We start from the raw sequence: 20,545 nt of genomic DNA on the forward strand, positions 1-20,545 counted from the left end.
CTATAAATTCACTATATGTATAATTATAGGGAAGAAGGTAAAGCGTGGAAATGAAAAAGTTTAAAGATTTAAATTTTGTTATGCCTTATATATTTATTGTTTGCTTATCGTTAGCCTTTTATGGCGGATATCTAGAACAAACTTATCAAACAGATACATATAATAATCTGTATAACCTGCAATCGAATTATCAATATGTAACATTAAATACCGGTCGTTATTTACAATTTATCTATTTTAAAATATGTTATTCTTTAGGGAATAATCCTCCTGCAACACAGATAATACATGTATCGCTTGCCCTTATTATTAATGCTTTATTAACCTATGTTATGTATATAACTTTATATAGGCGCTTACAAAAGAAAGGCTCTCTCCCTCGTGTAAGTAATTTTATGTTATTTCTTGCAGTCTTATGTACACGTTTTAATGTCTTTTTTTCGGATATTTTACAATATGGAGATGCTGCGACTGTGAGTTTCATGGGAGACCTTTTTGCAGTGATTAGTGCTATTTATGTGTCAAAAGAAAATGGGACAAAAAAAGATATTTTAGTGGCTGCCATTCTTCTTATATTGTCAGTTTCTACTTCGCAAACAAATATTTTTTGGTTTGTATTCTTTTCAATGTTATTATTTTATCTTGACTATCTTAGGGCAGAATTTGAGTACCCAGTATTACAGGAGTTGTTTAAAAGAATAGCAATATACTTTATTGCAAGTGTCTTTGTGTTATTTTGTTTTAAATTCTTGATTACAAAACCGATAGATGGAAGAGGTGACTTGAATAATTGGAATTTATCAAATAGTATTGGCAATATTTTAAGCACTATAAAGCATCTGCTTATTAATTGTATGGGAATAATGCCAAAGTTCTTTTTTTGTATTATTGGATTTCTTTTTTTCCTGCTTTTAGTTTTGTCTGTTTTCAAATTTAGAACTCAAATTTATACCGCAAAATTTATATGTGTTTCTTTGTTAGTTCTAATAGGAACGTTTGGCTCTATTTTTATAGTGGGTCTATTTGATAGCTGGATGGCACATCGCTCTGTAGTTGGATATTCAAGTTTAGTATCAATGCTGGCATTGATGTTACTAATAATTCTACACCAAAAATCTAATCAAACTGAATATAATAATATAATTCAATTTACAGGGGCTATTATTCTGAGTGTTTTTCTCCTTGTGAACTGGTATTGTACTTTAGACATCTATAAAGGTCAAATTACAACAAATGCGGTTGATCAAAGAGAGGTAGGATTTTACTATTCAAAGATTTTAGAGTATGAAGCAAAAACTAATAATAGAGTAGAGAACCTCGCTTTTACATATGACAAAAGTCCCACTTGGAGTTATCCTACTGTAAAGGCTGTAAAAAGTATTAATGTTAGAGCTATGGCGAATGATTGGGCTTGGATACCAATATTTCGTTTTGTTACGGGGAGAACCTTTAATAAGATTTCTTACCCGGAGGATATATACGAAGAACATGTTTTAAATAAAGATTGGTCAATCCTTTCAGAAGAACAGATATATTGTGAAGGTAACACTGCCTATATTTGTTGGTATTAAGGTTGAATTGTAATAGGGATTTTAATCAAAGGGGATTGGGAATGGATTGATCCATTACTTTCTCTTGGAAAACCCTGGAAAACCCGGACGACTTTCAGAGGGTAACCGTCTTATAATCAATACAATGGTCTGGATTGGTGGCTCTGCAAAGAGAACCTGTCATTGGTTCAAACGGAGAACTTTATATTGGAGTTTTAAGTAAACAAAAAAGAAGGAAAGGTATGTGTAGGACGGGAGTCCTAGCAGCAGGAAAGTGTTATGTTACGTGTTGTGCAGGTTGGATATGGATATTGGGGGGCTAACATTTCTAAAAAGTTGTTAGTATCAAGTAAATTTGACTTTAAAGCTTTATGTGAAATACTACCAGATAGAGTTGCAAAAGCTAGAAAAGAGTTGCCGGATTCGGTGAAAATACATAGTAATTATGAAGATTACTTAGGCGATACTGAAATTGATGCTTTTATTATTGCAACGCAAACGGAATATACTTTTGAAATTGGTATGAAGGCGATGGAGGCAGGAAAGCATGTTTTTATGGAAAAGCCTCTTGCAACGACAGTCGAGCGTTCGGAAAAACTAATGAAATGCGCATACGAAAAGGACGTTATTCTACACTGCGATCATATTATGCTGTATAATCCATATTATCGCTACATAAAGAAGATGTATGATGAAGGTGAATTGGGAGACTTGATTTATTTTGATGTAGAAAAGTTGAATCTGGGACCAATCAGAAAGGATGTAAATGCCTTAATGGATCTTGCAGTCCATGATGTTGCTGTGATTGACTGGATTTCTGGAGGAAAAGAGCCAATTCAACTTTCAGCATTTGGTGAGACGCCTTTTGGCTATCAGGAAACATTAACATACCTCACTATGAAATATGATGGTTTTATTACACATTTGAAATCCAGTTGGGTATCACCTTTGAAAGTAAGAAAGACTATCCTTGCGGGCACCAAGAAAATGGTGATTTTTGACGACATGAGCATAGAGAAAGTAAAAGTATATGATTGCGGAATTGATGTGGTTCCGGCAGAGGAATATTTAGAATACGCCTTTTTAAATAGAAGAGGCGATATATATATTCCTAACATTGAATTTGAAGATTCCCTTCAGAACAGTTTGGAATTTTTTGAAAACTGTGTACAGACGAGAGTACAGTCCTTGTCTGGACCAGAGCCGTCATTAAGAGTTATGAGGGTGCTGGAATGGGCACAGAAGACTATGATTTCATAATGTATTAAGAGAGGTGAATGAAGATGGACAAAATACCAGTAACAATTCCTTATTTTACGGATGAGGAAGGAAAAGAAGTGGAAAAGGTATTAGAATCGGGTTGGGTGGCACAAGGTCCGATGGTTGCGAAGTTTGAGGAGATAATTGCACAGCATGAGGGTATTAAGTATGGGGTTGCGGCGACATCATGTACGACTGCTCTCCATCTTGCAATGGCAGCAAAAGGACTAAAAAGAGGCATGGATGCAATTGTTCCAGCGTTTACGTTTGTTGCCACTGCTAATGCGGTAATTGAAACAGGAGCAACTCCGATATTTGTGGATATCTGCCAGGAGACATTTAATGTAGATATAAAGCAACTCGAAAGATTGATAAAATTAAAGTATCGTGCAGAAAATGGAAAATTAGTTAATAAGAAAACAAATAATATTCTGTGGGGAATGGTACCAGTTCATGAATTCGGTCTTTGCTGTGATATTTTGAAAGTGAATGAAATTGCAACAAGATATAATCTTAATGTAGTTGAGGATGCTGCCTGTGCTTTAGGTGCGAAAATAGGGAATAAGCATCAGGGAGCATTTGGAAATCTTTCGTGTGTAAGCTTTCATCCGAGGAAATCTATTACAACAGGTGAAGGTGGAATGGTGCTGACAGATGATTCGAGTCTGGCAGAACGGATGAGAGAATTACGAACACATGGAAGTACTGTATCAGCAGATGCACGACACCAGGGAAAAGGATTTTTGTTGCCAGAATTTAATGAGGCAGGATATAATTATCGGATGACAGATATTCAGGCTGCCATAGGTATAGCACAGAGTAAGAAACTGGATTTTATAATTAGCGAAAAGATTAGCAGAGCACAGTTTTACAATCAACTAATTAGGGAGAAGTTACCGGAACTTATTGTACCTTATGTGCCGGAGAACTATTATCATACATATCAGTCTTACGTGTGTATGTTAGATTATAAAAAGCTTAATTTGAATACGATTGAGGAAGGTGGAGAGTACCGTAATATCTTGTTGCAAAGGCTGGAAGACAGGGGGATTGCAACGCGACAGGGAACACATGCAGTCCATATGCTAGGATATTATAAGAATACATATGGCTATGCCCCGGAAGATTATCCAAACGCATATGCCTGTGACCATTTGTCTATCACCTTGCCACTATATGTGCAAATGAGTGATGAAGACCAGGAAACAGTTGTGGATATGATAAGAGATGTACTGGATAGTATGTAAAATAGTGAATAGATTGGAGTAAAATATGGCATCAATTAAGAAGAAAAACGTGTTAGTAACAGGCGGAGCTGGATTTATTGGAAGTCATTTATGCGATGAATTGTTAGAGCAAGGTGCAGCAAAGGTAGTATGTGTGGATAATTTTTTTCTAGGGAAAATGGAAAACATTTCAGATGCTCTGCAGCATGGGAATTTTGTGCTATATAGAGATGATGCACGGAATTTCGGTGTGCTTCAGGCAATTATGGAAAAAGAAAACATTGAAATAGTCTTCAATCTGGCAACAATTGCTTTAAATTACTCTTTCTTTAATCCGTTTGATGCATATCTGGTTAATGTAGAAATTGCTAATACATTACTGGAATTGCTGAAAATCGGAGCGTACAAAACATTAATACATACATCTTCTTCGGAAGCCTATGGAACAGCTCAGTACTCACCAATGGATGAAAATCACCCCACAGATCCAACGACACCATACGCTGCGGGGAAGGCAGCTGCAGATTTGATGGTTCATAGCTTTTATAAGGTTCTGGAGCTAGATATCTCTATTATCCGCCCGTTTAATAATTATGGACCGAGGCAGAATGCGGAAGGTTCTTTGGCAGCAATCATTCCTGCAACGGCAAAGCGTATACAGGATGGAGGTAAGCCAATTGTAGAAGGCGATGGTGAGCAAACAAGAGATTTTATTTATGTAAAGGATACTGTACGTGGTATAATTCTGGCTTATGAGAAAGAAGAATCAAGAGGTCACATTATTAATCTTGGTTCGGGGAAAGAAGTTTCTATTAACCACCTTTTGCAGACAGTATGTGATTATTTGAATTACGATGGAGAATGGGAGCACAAACCACCAAGAACAAGCGATGTAAGAAATCTATGTGCAGATTCAACGAAAGCAAGAAACATATTGGAATTTATGCCTGAGATTGATTTTGCATGTGGCATTGAGCAAACACTTAATTGGTACATGGGAGAAAAATACTGATGGAGAAAGATGATTTCGTTGTTCGGTTCGGGGAATATATGAAGTGTATGCGAGCAGAAATGAAAGAGAAGTATAATCGTGTGTTACCTAGTGGAGAATTGATATTTAACCGTTTCGAAAAAGCAAAATATTTGGGGTTTGGTGAAGATTCATCAATATATGACACGAGCATTGTCATGGGCGATGTCCAAGTGGGTAAAAATGTATGGATAGGTCCATATACCTTACTTGAAGGTAGCAATGCAAAACTTGAAATAGGAGATTTTGTCAGCGTTGATGCTGGTGTTATGATATATACACATGATTCAACACGATATTATGTATCTGGAGGGAAAACTCCTTTTTCAAGGGGGCCGGTTACGATAAAAAATAATACTGTAATTGGCACGATGAGTATGGTTTCGTGCAATGTGACAATAGGAAATCATTGTGTAATTGCAGCACATAGCTTCGTAAATACAGATGTGCCGGACTATTCAATTTATGCAGGCATACCAGCGAAAAAAATCGGACAAGTTATAGAAGATGAAAAAGAGGGTGTTAGGTTTGAATACTTTTAATAGCAATGATATACCTGGATTAACAATAGTTATTCCTTATCTGAATGAAAGAGATGGAATAGAGGAGTATTGTTCAGCTATTGATCAATATGCGAAAAGAATTGACCATCCTCTTGAGCTAGTTTTTGTTGATGATGGTTCATCGGATGGAACAGGTGAGAAAATTAACGCATTTACTTTTCAATGCGTTAAGAAAATTAAAATAATTACGCTTTCTAAGAATTATGGTTCTCATGCAGCAATACGGGCAGGTGTTTTGCATGCATCCTATGATATTTGTACATGGATGGGAAGTGATTTGCAGGAACCTATTGAATTTCTGGATATTTCTTATCAGAAGATTTGTGAAGGATACGATGCTGTTTATGTTGAAAAAAACAGCATAAAAGTGGCGGTGGTTAATCGATGTTTCTCAAAGATATATTCTACATTGATGAGGAAATATGCAGTGAAAAATTACTCTTCGGGTGGAATCAGTAATATCATGTTTAACCGAAAGATAATAGAACTGCTTAATAAGAACATAGAGTCAAATTCTTCAATCATGTTACAAATTATGGATGCTGGATTTAAAAACTACACGATATCATTAGATTATAAAGAACGATCTGCCGGAACATCAAAATGGACATTAACGAAAAAAATTAAGTTGTTTATTGATTCTTTTGTTGCCTTTTCTTTCATGCCGATTCGTTTAGTAAGTATTATAGGAGTTCTGATTTTCGTGCTAGGTATCATTATCGGTGTAGCTACAATTATTAATAAAATTGTAAGTCCATCAGTTCCGATAGGATATTCAACTTTGGCAAGCATTATGGCACTTGGCTTTGGAATTACTAATATTTCATTAGGAATCATCGCAGAATATCAATGGCGTGCTTATGATGCTGCAAGAAAGCGGCCTGTATTTGTCATTTCAGACGTTTCTATACTTAAGTCAGAGGAAAAGGAATAGGTTATGGAATCTAAAAAATTGAATAGTTTTATTTTGCTATATTGTGCATTTATTATCTATTCTGGAACAACAATCTGTGCAAAATTTGCATCCCAACAAAAAGGAATACTGCAGCTACTGTTCTTTTTGGGACTTGAAATAGTCTGTTTGGGCATTTATGCTCTTGTATGGCAACAGGTGCTTAAAAGATTTTCCCTAATTACAGCCATGGCGAATAAAGGAGTTGTGGTCATTTTAAATATAATATGGTCTGTGGCTTTATTTAAAGAGAGAGTCACACTATACAATATTTTAGGTGCGGTAGTTATTATTATTGGAATCTGGGTGGTGTCAACAAGTGATTAGATATTTTTTGATAGCAATTTTATCCTGCCTCTTATCCTCACTTTCACAAATTCTGTTAAAGAAAAGTGCCCAGAAGCATTCAGAATCCATTGTGAAGGAATACGTCAATACTTATGTGATTGGCGGATATTTTATCACAGCAGTTTGCATGGTTTTAATGATTATTGCATATAGAGGTATGCCTTATAAATATGGGGCAGTGATAGAGTCATTGGCGTATTTATACATTATGATTTTCAGTAAATTATTGTTAGGGGAAAAACTCACAAAGAAAAAGGTGGCAGGCAACTTAATTATTATTTTTGGAGTGATTATTTTCAGCCTGGGAAGGTAGGAAAACATGGATATTAAAATTCTCGATTTGACAAGACAGTATAAAGCAATTCAAACTGAAATTGAAGAAGCAGTATGTGAACAGATGCGAAGTGGGGTGTTTGTTGGAGGAAAGGCAGTAACGGATTTCGAAAAGAAGTTTGCGGAATATATCGGAGTAAAGCATGCAATCTCATTGAACAGTGGTACTGATGCGTTGATAGTGGTGCTAAAGGCTTTGGGAATAAAAGAAGGAGATGAAGTAATAACTACCCCATTCACTTTTTTTGCTACGGCTGAAACGATAGCTATGATAGGGGCAAAACCAGTTTTTGTAGATGTGGAAGAAGATACATACAACATCAATTTGGAAAAAATTGAGGAGAAGATTACAGAACGGACTAAGGCAATTCTTCCGGTTCATATATTTGGACAACCAGTAGACATGGAAAAAGTAGAAGAAATTGCAAACAAGCATAATTTGGTGGTTATTGAGGATGCGTGCCAAGCAGTAGGTGCTGCAATCAATGGAAAGAAGGTTGGAACATTTGGTGACGCAGCGTGCTTTTCTTTCTTTCCGACAAAGAATTTAGGAGCATTTGGCGATGGTGGGATGATTACTACAAATGATAATGATACCGCAACTGTATGCCGAGCCTTTAAAGAGCATGGTATGGCTCAGAATGGGGCCAAGGCAAGGTATATCCTAAGTGGGGTAGAAGATGAACTGGCGGGAACGATTTCTCCAGATGGTCTTTATAATCCATACAAATATTATAATTATCTGATCGGCTATAATTCAAGACTGGATGCGATTCAAGCGAGAGTGCTTGACATAAAACTTGATTATCTGGAAGAATACAATTCCAGAAGGGCTGAGATAGCAGAATTTTATGATAACGAATTAGGCGATTGTAAAGGAATCATAACACCAAAAACTATAGAGGGTGTTACGCATGCTTGGCACCAGTATGCTTTCAGATGCAACGAAAAGGATGCTATGGGAAATTTTCTGGATTCAAAGGGAGTTGGAAGTGCAGCATTCTATCCGATTCCTCTACACCTACAGAAGGCATTCAGCGCTTTAGGCTATCGGGAAGGTGATTTGCCAGTTGCCGAAAGGATAACAAAACAAACGGTATGTCTCCCGATATATCCAGAATTGGAGCAAGAAGAACTGGAGTATATTGTTAATTGCATAAAAGAGTTTTATAGAAGGTAGGAGAAGGATATGTCTATTTATGTTCATCCAACAGCAGAAGTTTCGAATACTGCAAAAGTGGGAGATGGGACAAAGGTTTGGCATTTGGTTCAAATCAGGGAAGAAGCAGAGATTGGAAATGACTGTATTATCAGCAAAAATGCATATATTGATACGAAAGTCAAAATTGGTAGCAGAGTAAAGATCCAGAATAATGTGAATGTGTATCACGGCGTTGAAATAGAAGATGATGTTTTTTTAGGTCCATCTATGACGTTTACAAATGATATGTTTCCAAGGGCATTTAATGTTGAGTGGAAGATTACAAACACCCTTGTTCAGAGGGGAGCTTCTATCGGTGCAAATGCGACAATTGTATGTGGCAACACAATTGGAGAATATGCAATGGTTGGCTCAGGGAGCGTTGTTATAAAAGACGTTCCAAAGCAGGCACTTGTAGTAGGAAATCCAGCTCGCCAAATAGGTTGGGTCTGTATATGCGGAAATAAATTGGATGAAAGTTTTTGCTGTGTAAGTTGCAAACAAACTTATACTTATGATGAACTGAAAGGGAACTTGGAGGAATAAAAATGGTTAAAGTCGGCATAATTGGATTTGGTTATATGGGACATTTTCATCTTAATAAGATAAAGCAACTGCCAGATGTAGAGGCTGTCTGTGCTTTTGATACAGCAGAAGAGAAATTAGCAGATGCAAAAAGAGAAGGTTTGAATACGTATCAAACGCTAGAGGACTTTTTGAGAGAAAATATTGATTTGGTAGTAATTGCGACACCAAACCAATGGCATGAAAAGTATGCAATTGCGTCAATGGAGGCAGGAAAGCATGTGATGTGTGAAAAGCCAGCTACAATGACAGTTGATGAAATGGATGAGATAATCAAATGTTCGAAAAAAACTGGAAAGTTTTATACGGTACATCAGCAAAGAAGATGGGATCCGGATTTTCGGGCGGTATGTGGCGTTGTGAATAGTGGTATAATTGGGAAAGTTACAACGATTGAATCACGCGTGCTTGGAGAAAGAGGAGTTTGCTTTGGCTGGAGAGCTGATCCGGAATCTGGTGGTGGAATGCTATATGACTGGGGTGTACATTTGATTGATCAGATTATGCAGATGTATCCAAAAGAAAGTGTAGTAAGTGTTTATGCACATATTTTAAGCATTTTAACACCTAAGGTTGATGATTTCTTTGAAATTACAATGATGCTTAGCAATGGTGTGTGTGCAAAAGTCATTGTGGGAACATTTGCGTTGCAGAAACTTCCGCGATGGTTCGTATTCTGTGATCGTGGAACGATGAAATTGGATGATTTTTCTGGAACGAAAGGTGGGATTGCCAGAATCAAAGGCGGTGTGGAAGGATTTGATAGTGTGATAGGGCAGAAGGCTCTTGGTCCAAGCCGAACAATGGCACCACTGCAGCCTGAAAATGTAGAACAATTAGCTATACCTGAACAGGACAATATGGAAATGGAATATTGGATAAATTTGGTCAGGGCAGTAAAAGGAGAAATAAAACCACATGTTTCTACGGACCAAATCAGGCGTCAGATGATGGTTGTAGAGGCAGCTTTTAAATCTGCGAAGCTAAATGAAATAATTAAGACAAATATTTAAAAGACGCAGCTACGGAAAATAAAGCAGAGGAGAATGCAATGATTGTTTTGTTTATTCCATTTGTTGATTGGGCGGCAGAACGAACGTATTATCAAAAATTGATCATCTTCCAAGGAGCCACCACCAAGGCGGTGGCTCCGACCATCGTATCGCTGACTCTCCCTAACGGAACGAGTAGTTCTATATGAAGGTTCTTCTAGAATTATCCGTCTATTGCTTTACTTAAAACAATTTTTGCAGAAAGCAGTTCGAAGCTACACCGCCCATACATGCCCCTCTTTATCACTTTAAACTGGTTGTGGTTTCCTTCAACAAATCAATTACTAACCTTGTCGATCATTCGGGCTGTATCGGTTGTATACTGATGGATTCTGTCAACATCTGCTTTCGTAAAAATATCCCTGCTCGTACCTATATTAATCAGCTGCTTCCTGATATAAGCACCAGTCTGTGAGCAGTCATAGTGATTTTATACACTTTTTGCACGTCGATCCGCTGGAAGAATGCTGTATACGCTTGCGGCTGGAGTTTTTTCCAAAGCACTGTCTGGCCTACAAGGACCAAGACCCATTGGACTCTGAGAATCCAGATGTGTGTTTAGCAGAAACCGGATATCCGCCAGCATTTCACTGCTTACCAGATGACACTCGCTGCAGACACAGACCGGTTGAATACCATGGAGGGCCTTCATGATCTCAATTTGTTCGAAGAAGCGTGAGTTTTTCTAAGCTATGATTACCACAAAATATTGGAAAGGTTATTATTATGGGTAGTGTCTTTTGGAATATGATAAGTCAGTTGATCCATCACCCACAGCAAGCGCTGTATTACATGAAACCATCAAAAATTATGAGGGCGCTATATTATTTACGGCATGACGGATTAAAGGGTGTGTCCAGAGTTCTGGATGAACGGTTATTGATGGGGGCCGATTTGAAGATAGATTTGGTTGTTGAAAGGGATATATATGAGAACGATATCATGGAATATCCTTCAATTGTATTACCAGAAACAGATCAACCACTTGTATCAATCATCATACCTGTTTATAATCAGTTTGCCTATACGTACAGCTGCCTGAGAGCTATTGCGGAACATTCTGGCAGTGTTTCATATGAAGTTGTTCTAGCTGATGATTGCTCCACAGATTTAACTCTACAAATTGAAAAAGTGGTAAAGAATATTCGCGTAGTCCGAACAGATAAAAACTTGCGTTTTTTAAAAAATTGTAACTATTCAGCAAAGTTTGCCAGAGGAAAGTATTATCTGTTTTTAAATAATGATACACAGGTGCAGCCAGGCTGGTTGGAACCTTTGGTCCAATTACTGGAGGAAAATCCTGATATTGGACTGACAGGTTCCCGCTTGGTGTATCCTGATGGGAGGTTGCAAGAAGCTGGTGGAATCTTATGGAAAGACGGAAGCGCATGGAACTATGGACATGGCAATAATCCGGCTCTGTCAGAATATCAATATGTAAAAGATGTTGATTATATTTCTGGAGCATCTATGATGGTACGCTGTGAACTGTGGAAACAGATGGGGGGGTTTGATGAACGTTTTGTACCGGCTTATTGTGAAGACAGCGATTTTGCATTTTCCATACGGAAAGCTGGTTATCGGGCCGTGTATCAACCTCTTTCTGTAGTGGTGCATTTTGAAGGAATTTCTAATGGTACAGATATTTCAGCAGGATTAAAAGCTTATCAGATAGAAAATCAGAGGAAGTTTTATGAAAAATGGAAAGATGTCCTTGAAAGGGAGCATTTACCGAATGGACAAGATCCATTCCTAACGCGTGATCGTAGCCAAATGAAAAAGAGAATCCTTGTTATAGATCACAGGGTACCATGGTATGATAAGGATGCTGGTGCCAGAAATGTATTTATGTATACCCGAATTTTTTTGCAGTTAGGATTACAGGTTACATTTATGCCAGATAATTATTTTCCGCAAGAGCCATATACGCAGGAAATGGAGCAGTTAGGGATAGAAGTATTATATGGGAATTATTATTTTAAATACTGCAGGGAATGGTTGAAAGATAATGTGCACTATTATGATTACATCTATGTGAATCGTCCTCATATTGCCGTAAAGTACATGGATTTACTGAAAGAATATGCGAAAGGTAAGATAATTTATTTTGGCCATGATTTGCATTATTTGAGAGAATATCGTCAGTATGAGGTGAGCCATGATGAGGCTTATCTTGAGTCTTCAAAGAAGTGGAAAGCCATGGAGTTTGATCTTATGCGGAAAGCGGATGTGGTTTATGTGGTTGGAGATTACGAGTATGAGGTTTTGAAAAAAGAATTTCCAGAAAAGCCTCTGCGCAATATTCCGATTTTTACGTATGAGCCATTGGATGAAACCTGTAAGCCTGTTTTGGAAGGACGAAAGGATCTTCTGTTTGTGGGAGGATTTGGACATCCGCCTAATATTGATGCGGTCTTGTGGTTTGCCAAAGATATTTTTCCGAAAATTCAGGAGGTCTATCCAAATATGATTTGGAATATTGTAGGAGCGAATCCGACTGATGAGATTAAGTCTATTGCAAATGATCACATTCATCTGCTTGGCTTTGTGTCTGATGAACGTTTAAAAGAATTGTATCGGGAATGCCGGTTGGTTGTAGTTCCGCTTCGCTATGGAGCGGGTGTTAAAGGTAAAGTAGTGGAAAGCGTCTATAACCAGAGCCCAATAATTACAACACCGATTGGTGCGGAAGGATTGAGCCTGGAAGAGGACGCCTTTGCAGTTGCTGAAGCAGATGATAGTTTCGCGGATAGTGTGATTGCTCTGTATAGAGATAATGATGAATTGATGAGATTAATGAGCCATTCCAGGGATTTTATTAATCATCATTTCACAAAGAACCAGGCGCTGGAGGTTGTATTGAAGGATATTCGCCCGTAACAATAAAGACTCAGTTCCGTTTGACAAGATGCTTATATTTATTTAAGCTACGGAAAAAATAGCATATCCAATAATAGCATGCAGGGATTATGGGAATACCTATATGGCGATAGACGCGATAGGTCATAATCCCTGCTTTTATTTTATTTCCAGACTTTGAGGCAGAACTGATACGATATATCAGCAGGGGCTGATTGATGCCATAGGCGTTGATTTTTTCGTTCTGCAATACTTGAAGCCAAACTGCAAAGTCTTCATGCATCTTGGATCCATTTTCCATAGGATAACGAAGCATCAATTCCTTATGGATAAGAACAGAGGAGCAAGATATGATATTCTGTTTTAGTAGTTCTTTATAGCAGATTTCCGAGGGAACCGGTAAGCAATATTCCAAAGGAGTACTGTTTTCGTTTATAAAAGCTGATCCGGTAAATATAAAACAGGCCTGTTTTTTTGCCGCAAGGTGCAGTTGAAGTTCTAATTTTTTTGGATGCCAGCAATCATCACTGTCAAGATAAGCAATCCACTCACCCTGAGCAAGAGAGACACCTCTATTCCGGGACTCTGCAACTCCTTTGTTAAAAGGATTTCTAAAGTAGTGGATATTTTTGTAATGTGCCATATAACTTTTGCAAATGTGAGGTGTCTGATCGTGAGAGAAATCATCAATGATGATTAATTCCCAATCAGAACAGGTTTGAGATAAGATGGATTTAATGGATTCTTCAATGTAGCGTTCAGCATTGTACGCAGGCATAATAATACTAGTCATAAAGGCTCCAATCAATTGTATTTATAATGCTAAGTAGTTAAGATATCTAATTATATGTATTATAATCAAAAATCAAGGTATCTTCAAGGAATAAATAACAATTTTAATGGTCTGTTTTTAGTGGAAGTAAAATATTTTGAATATTCTGTATGATTAGTGCATCTTTTTCACTATTTATGATTTTATGATCTGTCATTCATCTCATCTGCTTTTCTGTTAGGATCGCATATAATAAAGAACCTGCTGAAAAAACAGGGTTTTATACAACGGCAGCTTGATTACGAGGCGCTGTAGAAAGTCTGAAAGAAGCGCAAAAATGGCTTTAGCTGTATGCGTCTATTGTTGATGCAGATTATGCTTATACTATTTGACGTTAGTTTATTTTAGTGAGGGAAATGATTCTCTGCGTAATCTCAGGAATAGGAGAAACAATCCCTTCACTCATAGCTTTTAATTCTTCATCTGGAGCCCCTGTCATTGTTACCGTATGTTTTATAGTAACAATATCACTGTCTTTCTCCGTTAAAATTTCATGTCCAAGCAAAACTGTGATATCACCTAATTGGGATGTAACCATATACTTTTTATTTTCAACAATTTCTTCTAAAGTAAAAGGCAGTGGTGGCATTCCTGTCATGTAAATTGTTCCTTTACTTCCAATTACAAATGCACCCTCTAATTCTACTTTTTCGATATAGAGATCAAATTCCTGCCAGCGATTTACATTGGAATAAAGATCCCAAACTTTGCTAACATCTACTTTTCCTTTGCTTGTATTTTCATATTGATACATTACTTTTCTCCTTTTCTTGAGCCTTAATGTAGATATAACCCAATTTGTTTTTTACTTTCGAATAAGTTTATTAACTTTACTTATATATGATAGCACATGTAATATAACAACAGTATGTCATGTTTAAAATATAAATTTTGTATAATACCTTTAAATGCAGCCGTTCTAGCCATAATACTTATACTCTAAAATGTTATATTTTTTGAATGGGAATCCAAATTTCACTTCTATAGTCCTTAGAACCCATGTTTCCGTTTGGATAAACTTCAATACGAGGAATATCGGCTTGTCTATATCCTGAGTTTGGTAGCCATTCAGTTTGAATCATACCTTTCATTTCCATCATAGATTCAGGTATTGCTCCAACACATTCAAAAACAGACCAAGTTGCAGATGGTATTTTCACTAAGGCCAAACCATCGCTGTCGCTTGTATCGGTAGTAGTTGCTATCATATAATTAAAACTACTACCCCCATTATCATCTGATACTCCTAAAAATCCGTCAACACTCCAATTAGATTTTGATACTAGCTTTTGCATCCGTTCATTATCCAATTCCGACCACATCCTTGATATTTGTTCGAAATTTTCACCACCATTTACTGTGTTAAGGTTTTCCTTATATCCAACAACAATAAAGTCCTCTTTTTGTTCAATTCTAAAATTCATGCTGTCATCTCCCTTTAAAGTTTCGTTAACATTTTAATAGACACGTAAGCTTTCAGAAACCATCTAAATTCAATATAAATCTACTAAAAAGTTCTGTATGATAGATTCATAAGCTTATTGTATATACTGAATGAATAAAATTATTATTAACTATCACCCATAGATTATACGACTTATATTTTCATATTGATACATTACTTTTCTCCTTTTCTTGAGCGTTAATGTAAATATAACCCAATTTGTTTTTTACTTTCGAATAAGTTTATTAACTTTACTTATATATGATAGCACATGTAATATGACAACAGTATGTCATGTTTAAAATATAAATTTTGTATAATACCTTTAAATACAGCCGTTCTAGCCATAATGCTTATACTCTAAAATGTTATATTTTTTGAATGGGAATCCAAATTTCACTTCTATAGTCCTTAGAACCCATGTTTCCGCTTGGATAAACTTCAATACGAGGAATATCGGCTTGTCTATATCCTGAGTTTGGTAGCCATTCAGTTTGAATCATACCTTTCATTTCCGTCATAGATTCAGGTATTGCTTCAACACATTCAAAAACAGACCAAGTTGCAGATGATATTTTCACTAAGGCCAAACCATCGCTGTCGCTTGTATCGGTAGTAGTTGCTATCATATAATTAAAACTACTACCCCCATTATCATCTGATACTCCTAAAGTAAGCGTCAAATATGTCGGTGTATATTTTTTTACTTTTAATTGTGAGATAATGTATCTAATTCTAAAAGTCTTAAGGAACTTAAGTACCTTAAGGGATTGGAGATTTATCTATGGATCGCTTAACCGTTGCAACTGATTCCCAGAAACTCAGCCTTTGGATTAAACGGATTCAGGAATGCAGGGCAAGCAATCAGAACGTGTCTGATTGGTGTACCGCTCATGATGTCAGTATAAAATCTTATTATGATGAGGTATAATTAATTTCGCAAATGATAGATAAGCGCCTAATAGGTTCTTTCCAAAGTTAGTTGATTTGGTAATAATATTCATTCAAAAGTAGCTTTGCCTTTAACAAAAGAAAGCTATTGCGTCCGCCCATAATCCGCTTGGTTGCCTTAATCTTATTCATACTTCCTTCAGCCAAACCATTATTATATTTAACATTTATACCATTTTTTACTGCTGTAATATCATTTTTTAAACCATTGATATAAGTATTCAATTCATCTATTTGTAATTTTTCAGATGCTGAGATCCATGCATCCAGTTCTCTACTCTGGTATGAAAATACAATACGATAAAATTCTCTAAGACCTGTATGGATTTCTCCTAAGATTGGATATTTTTTAATTGTTGCTTCGTATTATTCTATCATTAGACCTTTTACCTTTTCCAGTTTCCTATATATAAGCTGGCAAAGGCATTTTCGTGGGATATATTCAACAGGTTCGCTTTCATTTTGAGCAAGGTTCTTTTGACGTGTTCGTTCTTTTTGCATGAACATCCTAAGGGATGAGACTGTTCCGAGGTATCTCTTTTTACAGATATGATCATAAATTTTACTATATGAAATTCTTTTTGAACGCATCTCGATGACAAGCTATTCATAAGGAGCAAGCTTGTCTGGCATCCTCCGGTCGTAAGGCCCATTATTCGCTGAACAGTCTTCTTTTAAATGGTTTTTAACAGTTGATGTGGTATGCCCTGTTAACCGGGTAATTTCATCAATGGCATGCCTTTTTGAATACAGTTCACTGTCTTCGTCAATGGCAGCCTGTTTGTTTTTCATCTGTTGGAATGCTAACGCTCACGAGAATTTTCTCTTATCTCCGAAAACTCGCTTTCTAGTATTGCAAGATATCTTTATATCGTAGTTGGTGCAGAATGTAAAAGTAAGGCGATATCATTTACAGTATATCTCTCTTTGCGCTTTTGGTAAGTAAAATAGAATCTCTCTATGTGATTTCTGATGTTATAAAGTGCCTGCATTTCATGGTTCTGCGAAACAGCGAGTGTTACTAATCCGGAGGGGAATAATTGGTACATATATTTTTCCACAGCATTAGATAGATTTTTTAATAAATGAAATCTATCGCCGATTTGTATTGCATCAGGATGTGAATTTAAAGATGCCGATGAATACGTCTGTGCTTTATCACGAGAGATTACTTTAAGATTCGGATAAGACTTCAACCATTCTTCGATCTGTTTAGTTTTTCGGGATTCTATGATATCAATAATTCTGTGTGTGTCTAAATCAACCATGACCGATCTATAGGTATATCTTTTTCGAAATGCAAAATTATCAACATAAACTTTAATAACAGAGGTCTTATCCACAACGGCTGGCATTTTTTAGCAGATCATAGATGTTACTTTTACTGGTTTTGATGAAACCAGTCTTTAGTAACGATAATGCGCTTACGTTCAATGGATCCAGAGAGTAGCTCAAAATAATAATCGTAGTGCTGGAAGGCATTCCCAATGACTGTATTAGAAGCATAGCTGTCATTAAGGGAATGCTTTCTTTTATATAAAATAGCATAAGATAGCTAAAAGAAATTAAAAATAAAAAACCCTCTTGCAATTTATCTCTACATAGAGTAATATATAACTACATAGAGATAATGTAGGTGAAGCAATGGCAAAAACAGAGTTAAAAATCCTAATTGGCCTCCATCGGGCCGTAAATTATATTGACCGCCAGTCGACCAAGATTTTTTCAGAGTACCAACTTACCCTGGGACAATTTGCCGTATTGGAAGCTTTGTATCACAAAGGCGATATGACCATCGGCCAGGTTCAGGAAAAAATACTGAGTTCTAGCGGGACCATGCCTCTTATTATAAATAATCTTGAAAAAAGAGGTTATCTTATAAGGGAAACAGACAGTAAGGATAAGAGACGGTGCATTCTGCATATCACTGCTCAGGGGCAGGAGCTGATTGGCCAGGTTTACCCAAGAAATGAAGCCAGAATCATTGAGTTAATGTCCCATTGGACTGATGAGGAAAAGAAAGAACTGGCTATCTTATTAAAAAAGTTTGGAGATGAGATCAATGGAGAGAAAGGTTAAAGAACAGGTCAGAGGCTTCAGAACTCAGGATGGTGCAGGAGTGAAGCTGGTCAGGGTATTAGGATCTGAAACAATGGAGGAATACGACCCCATTCTGATGCTGGATTCCTTTGACAGCACGAATCCTGATGATTACACAGCCGGATTCCCCATGCACCCTCATAGAGGCATTGAAACCATCAGTTATGTGTACCGTGGACAGATGGTTCACAAAGACAGTTTAGGAAATGAAGATTCTATTTCCGACGGAGAGGTCCAGTGGATGACGGCAGGTTCCGGCATCCTCCACGAAGAGAAGCTGCCTGCATCAGAGCGTATGCTTGGAGTTCAGCTATGGCTGAATTTACCGGCAAAGGATAAAATGACCGCCCCTTCCTACCACAGCATCAAAAATGAAGAGATTGAAGAGATTGACCTTGAGAATGGAAAGCTGAGGCTGCTTGCCGGGCAATACAAAGACATAATGGGATACAGGGGTAAATATCTTCCTCTGGACTATTACGATATCCATCTTGATCCCGACGCTTCTATTTTCATAGATACGGAGCCAGACCGCTCGGTTATGATTTTTACCCTGTCAGGGGAGGCTTTTGTCGGGGGCGAACTGGTGAGAGAGAAGACAGCAGCAAAGCTTACTTCCGGAGACAGAGTGGAGATAAAAAGCGTTGAAAAGAATGCCCAGATACTATTTATAAGTTCAACGCCGTTGGGAGAGTCCATAGCCTGGGGAGGGCCAATTGTAATGAACACAAAAGCTGAATTACAAAAAGCTTTTGCAGATTTGGACCAGGGAACTTTCTTGCAAAAAGAAATGTCATATGATAACAAATAAAAATATTTTTAAATTAGACCAGGAGGTATCAAAATGAGTATTATTCAATCTTTAGAAAAACGCAGAAGCTATTATAACATTAATAAGGAACTTCCCGTTGAGATTAGTGAAGTCACCCAGCAGATTGAGAAATTAACAGAGCTGGTGCCGGATTCATTTAATATGAAAAGCTCCCGCATTGTGGTGGCTTTGGAAGAGAAGCAGGAGTTATTATGGGACTCCATTTACGATGTTTTTGGTGGGCAGGTTCCAAGAGAAAAAATTGACAGCTTTAAAGCCGGGGCAGGAACCATCCTCTATTTCTACGACCAGGAGGTAGTAAAAGGGCTGCAGAAGCAATTTCCGCTGTATGCGGATAACTTTCCGGCCTGGGCTATGCAATCCAGTGCAATGCTTCAGATCAGTATCTGGAGCGGGCTGCGGGAATTAGGGGTCGGAGCCTCCTTACAGCATTATAACCCGGTGATTGACCAGAAGGTCCGTGAACTGTTTGATTTGCCGGAGAGCTACCTTCTGATCGCCCAAATGCCTTTTGGCGGCATTGGAAAAGAACCTGATCCTAAAGAGGGGGAAGACATTTCCAAGCGGGTGCGGATCGAAAGATAAATTAATCAAATTAATTTGTGATTTGGAAAAAGCAAGCGTACGGTATGATCATACGCTTGCTTTTTCCTGTGCACTAGGAATCTCTCCCTGCCGTTGTATTGCCAGCCAGATAGCCATAGTGTTAAATATCTGGTTCACTGATCTGACAGTCTGTTTGTTAATAAGATAGGAAGTGGCTGAGACATCCAGGAAATAAAGACATCCAGGAAATAAAGACATCCAGGAAATAAAGACATCCAGGAAGTAAAGATGTCCAGGAAATAAGGATATCCCGGAAATAAAGATATCCAAGCAAAAAGCCATGAAGGTAGAGTGTGGTAAGGCTAAATAAGCATAAGCCTTTTTGAATATACCTATGCTTGAGCAAGCAACACTGTTTGTGACACGGCTGTAAATACGGCAATCAATATCAAAAATCAAGGAAGAGTACGATTAATATAAATATTCCTTTCACATGAACAAGATATGGGAAAAAAGCCATACCAAAGCCATGAGACCGTGAAGTTAACTCGTTGATACTCTTAAGAATCCTTGGTTTGAACGAAATATTCTGATTAAAATTTTAATAAAATTAAGTGGTGAAATATATTTTATCGCTTACTTATTATTAGGTTTATTAGCCGTTAAAACATCACGCTGTTAATAAACTTTCTCATATTCAATAATTTGAGTTATATGATTGAAAGATACTCACGGATCCGTTGAATATATGAAGTATCAATATCTGCTGACAGCAAAGCAGCAAAAGTATGGGAAAAATATAAGAGATAATATACTCTGTAAGGCCAGTGATATGATCATAGCGATACGATCATATCACTATCAACATAGCAATATAAGCA

The 20,545-nt window shown here is 37.2% G+C and carries 24 protein-coding genes; 17 read left to right on the forward strand and 7 right to left on the reverse strand.

Annotation, left to right across the window (positions count from 1 at the left end; translation table 11 throughout):
* Positions 1-50: 50 nt before the first annotated feature.
* From ACYVD3_RS23205 to ACYVD3_RS23265, 13 genes are all read left to right on the forward strand, one after another.
* Positions 51-1,571, forward strand: coding sequence for a glucosyltransferase domain-containing protein (locus ACYVD3_RS23205; RefSeq protein WP_460644953.1), 1,521 nt, complete (start codon positions 51-53; stop codon positions 1,569-1,571).
* A 258-nt stretch (positions 1,572-1,829) separates the two neighbouring features.
* Entirely contained in the window at positions 1,830-2,810 is a 981-nt protein-coding gene (locus tag ACYVD3_RS23210) for a Gfo/Idh/MocA family protein (protein ID WP_460644876.1), read from the forward strand.
* Between the two features lie 17 nt (positions 2,811-2,827).
* Positions 2,828-4,057, forward strand: a complete 1,230-nt coding sequence (locus ACYVD3_RS23215; RefSeq protein ID WP_460644877.1) for a DegT/DnrJ/EryC1/StrS family aminotransferase — start codon at positions 2,828-2,830, stop codon at positions 4,055-4,057.
* 25 nt (positions 4,058-4,082) lie between these two features.
* Positions 4,083-5,048: a dTDP-glucose 4,6-dehydratase gene (locus tag ACYVD3_RS23220; protein WP_460644878.1), complete on the forward strand. Its 966-nt coding sequence runs from the start codon at positions 4,083-4,085 to the stop codon at positions 5,046-5,048.
* Entirely contained in the window at positions 5,048-5,608 is a 561-nt protein-coding gene (locus tag ACYVD3_RS23225) for an acyltransferase (RefSeq protein ID WP_460644879.1), read from the forward strand. Before ACYVD3_RS23220 ends, ACYVD3_RS23225 begins: the two co-directional genes overlap by 1 nt.
* Entirely contained in the window at positions 5,595-6,563 is a 969-nt protein-coding gene (locus ACYVD3_RS23230) for a glycosyltransferase (protein ID WP_460644880.1), read from the forward strand. The genes ACYVD3_RS23225 and ACYVD3_RS23230 overlap by 14 nt, the downstream gene beginning before the upstream one ends.
* A 3-nt stretch (positions 6,564-6,566) precedes the next feature.
* Positions 6,567-6,908, forward strand: a complete 342-nt coding sequence (locus ACYVD3_RS23235; protein ID WP_460644881.1) for an EamA family transporter — start codon at positions 6,567-6,569, stop codon at positions 6,906-6,908.
* Positions 6,901-7,242: an EamA family transporter gene (locus ACYVD3_RS23240; protein WP_460644882.1), complete on the forward strand. Its 342-nt coding sequence runs from the start codon at positions 6,901-6,903 to the stop codon at positions 7,240-7,242. The genes ACYVD3_RS23235 and ACYVD3_RS23240 overlap by 8 nt, the downstream gene beginning before the upstream one ends.
* A 6-nt stretch (positions 7,243-7,248) precedes the next feature.
* On the forward strand, positions 7,249-8,442 hold the full coding sequence (locus tag ACYVD3_RS23245) for a DegT/DnrJ/EryC1/StrS family aminotransferase (RefSeq protein WP_460644883.1): 1,194 nt from the start codon (positions 7,249-7,251) through the stop codon (positions 8,440-8,442).
* A gap of 9 nt (positions 8,443-8,451) precedes the next feature.
* A complete protein-coding gene (locus ACYVD3_RS23250; RefSeq protein ID WP_460644884.1) occupies positions 8,452-9,009 on the forward strand; it encodes an acyltransferase in 558 nt (185 codons plus the stop codon).
* A gap of 2 nt (positions 9,010-9,011) precedes the next feature.
* On the forward strand, positions 9,012-10,061 hold the full coding sequence (locus ACYVD3_RS23255) for a Gfo/Idh/MocA family protein (RefSeq protein ID WP_460644885.1): 1,050 nt from the start codon (positions 9,012-9,014) through the stop codon (positions 10,059-10,061).
* A gap of 38 nt (positions 10,062-10,099) precedes the next feature.
* Positions 10,100-10,249, forward strand: coding sequence for a hypothetical protein (locus ACYVD3_RS23260; RefSeq protein ID WP_460644886.1), 150 nt, complete (start codon positions 10,100-10,102; stop codon positions 10,247-10,249).
* 643 nt (positions 10,250-10,892) lie between these two features.
* Positions 10,893-12,980 (forward strand): glycosyltransferase, encoded by a 2,088-nt coding sequence (locus ACYVD3_RS23265; protein WP_460644887.1) that lies wholly within the window; start codon positions 10,893-10,895, stop codon positions 12,978-12,980.
* A gap of 10 nt (positions 12,981-12,990) precedes the next feature.
* Here ACYVD3_RS23265 and ACYVD3_RS23270 read toward each other — a convergent pair whose 3' ends face one another.
* The 4 genes from ACYVD3_RS23270 to ACYVD3_RS23285 all read right to left on the reverse strand — a co-directional run bounded on the left by ACYVD3_RS23270 (position 12,991) and on the right by ACYVD3_RS23285 (position 16,017).
* Positions 12,991-13,752 carry a glycosyltransferase family 2 protein gene (locus tag ACYVD3_RS23270; protein WP_460644888.1) on the reverse strand — a complete coding sequence of 254 codons (762 nt, stop codon included), beginning with the start codon at positions 13,750-13,752 and terminating at the stop codon, positions 12,991-12,993.
* A gap of 373 nt (positions 13,753-14,125) precedes the next feature.
* Positions 14,126-14,545: an SRPBCC family protein gene (locus tag ACYVD3_RS23275; protein WP_460644889.1), complete on the reverse strand. Its 420-nt coding sequence runs from the start codon at positions 14,543-14,545 to the stop codon at positions 14,126-14,128.
* A 193-nt stretch (positions 14,546-14,738) separates the two neighbouring features.
* Positions 14,739-15,215: a GyrI-like domain-containing protein gene (locus tag ACYVD3_RS23280; RefSeq protein WP_460644890.1), complete on the reverse strand. Its 477-nt coding sequence runs from the start codon at positions 15,213-15,215 to the stop codon at positions 14,739-14,741.
* 388 nt (positions 15,216-15,603) lie between these two features.
* The gene (locus ACYVD3_RS23285; RefSeq protein ID WP_460644954.1) at positions 15,604-16,017 is read right to left on the reverse strand and encodes a GyrI-like domain-containing protein; all 414 of its coding nucleotides are present in this window, start codon (positions 16,015-16,017) and stop codon (positions 15,604-15,606) included.
* 2 nt (positions 16,018-16,019) lie between these two features.
* Between ACYVD3_RS23285 and ACYVD3_RS23290 the strand changes: the two genes are divergently transcribed.
* The gene (locus ACYVD3_RS23290; protein ID WP_460644891.1) at positions 16,020-16,166 is read left to right on the forward strand and encodes a hypothetical protein; all 147 of its coding nucleotides are present in this window, start codon (positions 16,020-16,022) and stop codon (positions 16,164-16,166) included.
* 47 nt (positions 16,167-16,213) lie between these two features.
* On the opposite strand, the gene ACYVD3_RS23295 is transcribed toward ACYVD3_RS23290, so the two are convergent.
* The 3 genes from ACYVD3_RS23295 to ACYVD3_RS23305 form a co-directional block, all read right to left on the reverse strand.
* Positions 16,214-16,540 (reverse strand): transposase, encoded by a 327-nt coding sequence (locus tag ACYVD3_RS23295; RefSeq protein WP_460644955.1) that lies wholly within the window; start codon positions 16,538-16,540, stop codon positions 16,214-16,216.
* Positions 16,541-16,789: 249 nt separating this feature from the next.
* On the reverse strand, positions 16,790-16,978 hold the full coding sequence (locus ACYVD3_RS23300) for a hypothetical protein (RefSeq protein ID WP_460644892.1): 189 nt from the start codon (positions 16,976-16,978) through the stop codon (positions 16,790-16,792).
* 74 nt (positions 16,979-17,052) lie between these two features.
* Positions 17,053-17,541 carry a transposase gene (locus tag ACYVD3_RS23305; protein WP_460644893.1) on the reverse strand — a complete coding sequence of 163 codons (489 nt, stop codon included), beginning with the start codon at positions 17,539-17,541 and terminating at the stop codon, positions 17,053-17,055.
* Between the two features lie 289 nt (positions 17,542-17,830).
* Between ACYVD3_RS23305 and ACYVD3_RS23310 the strand changes: the two genes are divergently transcribed.
* Genes ACYVD3_RS23310 through ACYVD3_RS23320 form a run of 3 tightly spaced genes read left to right on the forward strand, consistent with a single transcriptional unit; the run spans position 17,831 to position 19,703 of the window.
* A complete protein-coding gene (locus tag ACYVD3_RS23310; RefSeq protein ID WP_460644894.1) occupies positions 17,831-18,265 on the forward strand; it encodes a MarR family winged helix-turn-helix transcriptional regulator in 435 nt (144 codons plus the stop codon).
* Positions 18,249-19,097 carry a pirin family protein gene (locus ACYVD3_RS23315; protein WP_460644895.1) on the forward strand — a complete coding sequence of 283 codons (849 nt, stop codon included), beginning with the start codon at positions 18,249-18,251 and terminating at the stop codon, positions 19,095-19,097. Before ACYVD3_RS23310 ends, ACYVD3_RS23315 begins: the two co-directional genes overlap by 17 nt.
* A 33-nt stretch (positions 19,098-19,130) precedes the next feature.
* A complete protein-coding gene (locus ACYVD3_RS23320) occupies positions 19,131-19,703 on the forward strand; it encodes a nitroreductase family protein (RefSeq protein ID WP_460644896.1) in 573 nt (190 codons plus the stop codon).
* Positions 19,704-20,545: the final 842 nt, after the last annotated feature.

The sequence above is a fragment of the Lacrimispora brassicae genome (genome assembly GCF_054772055.1).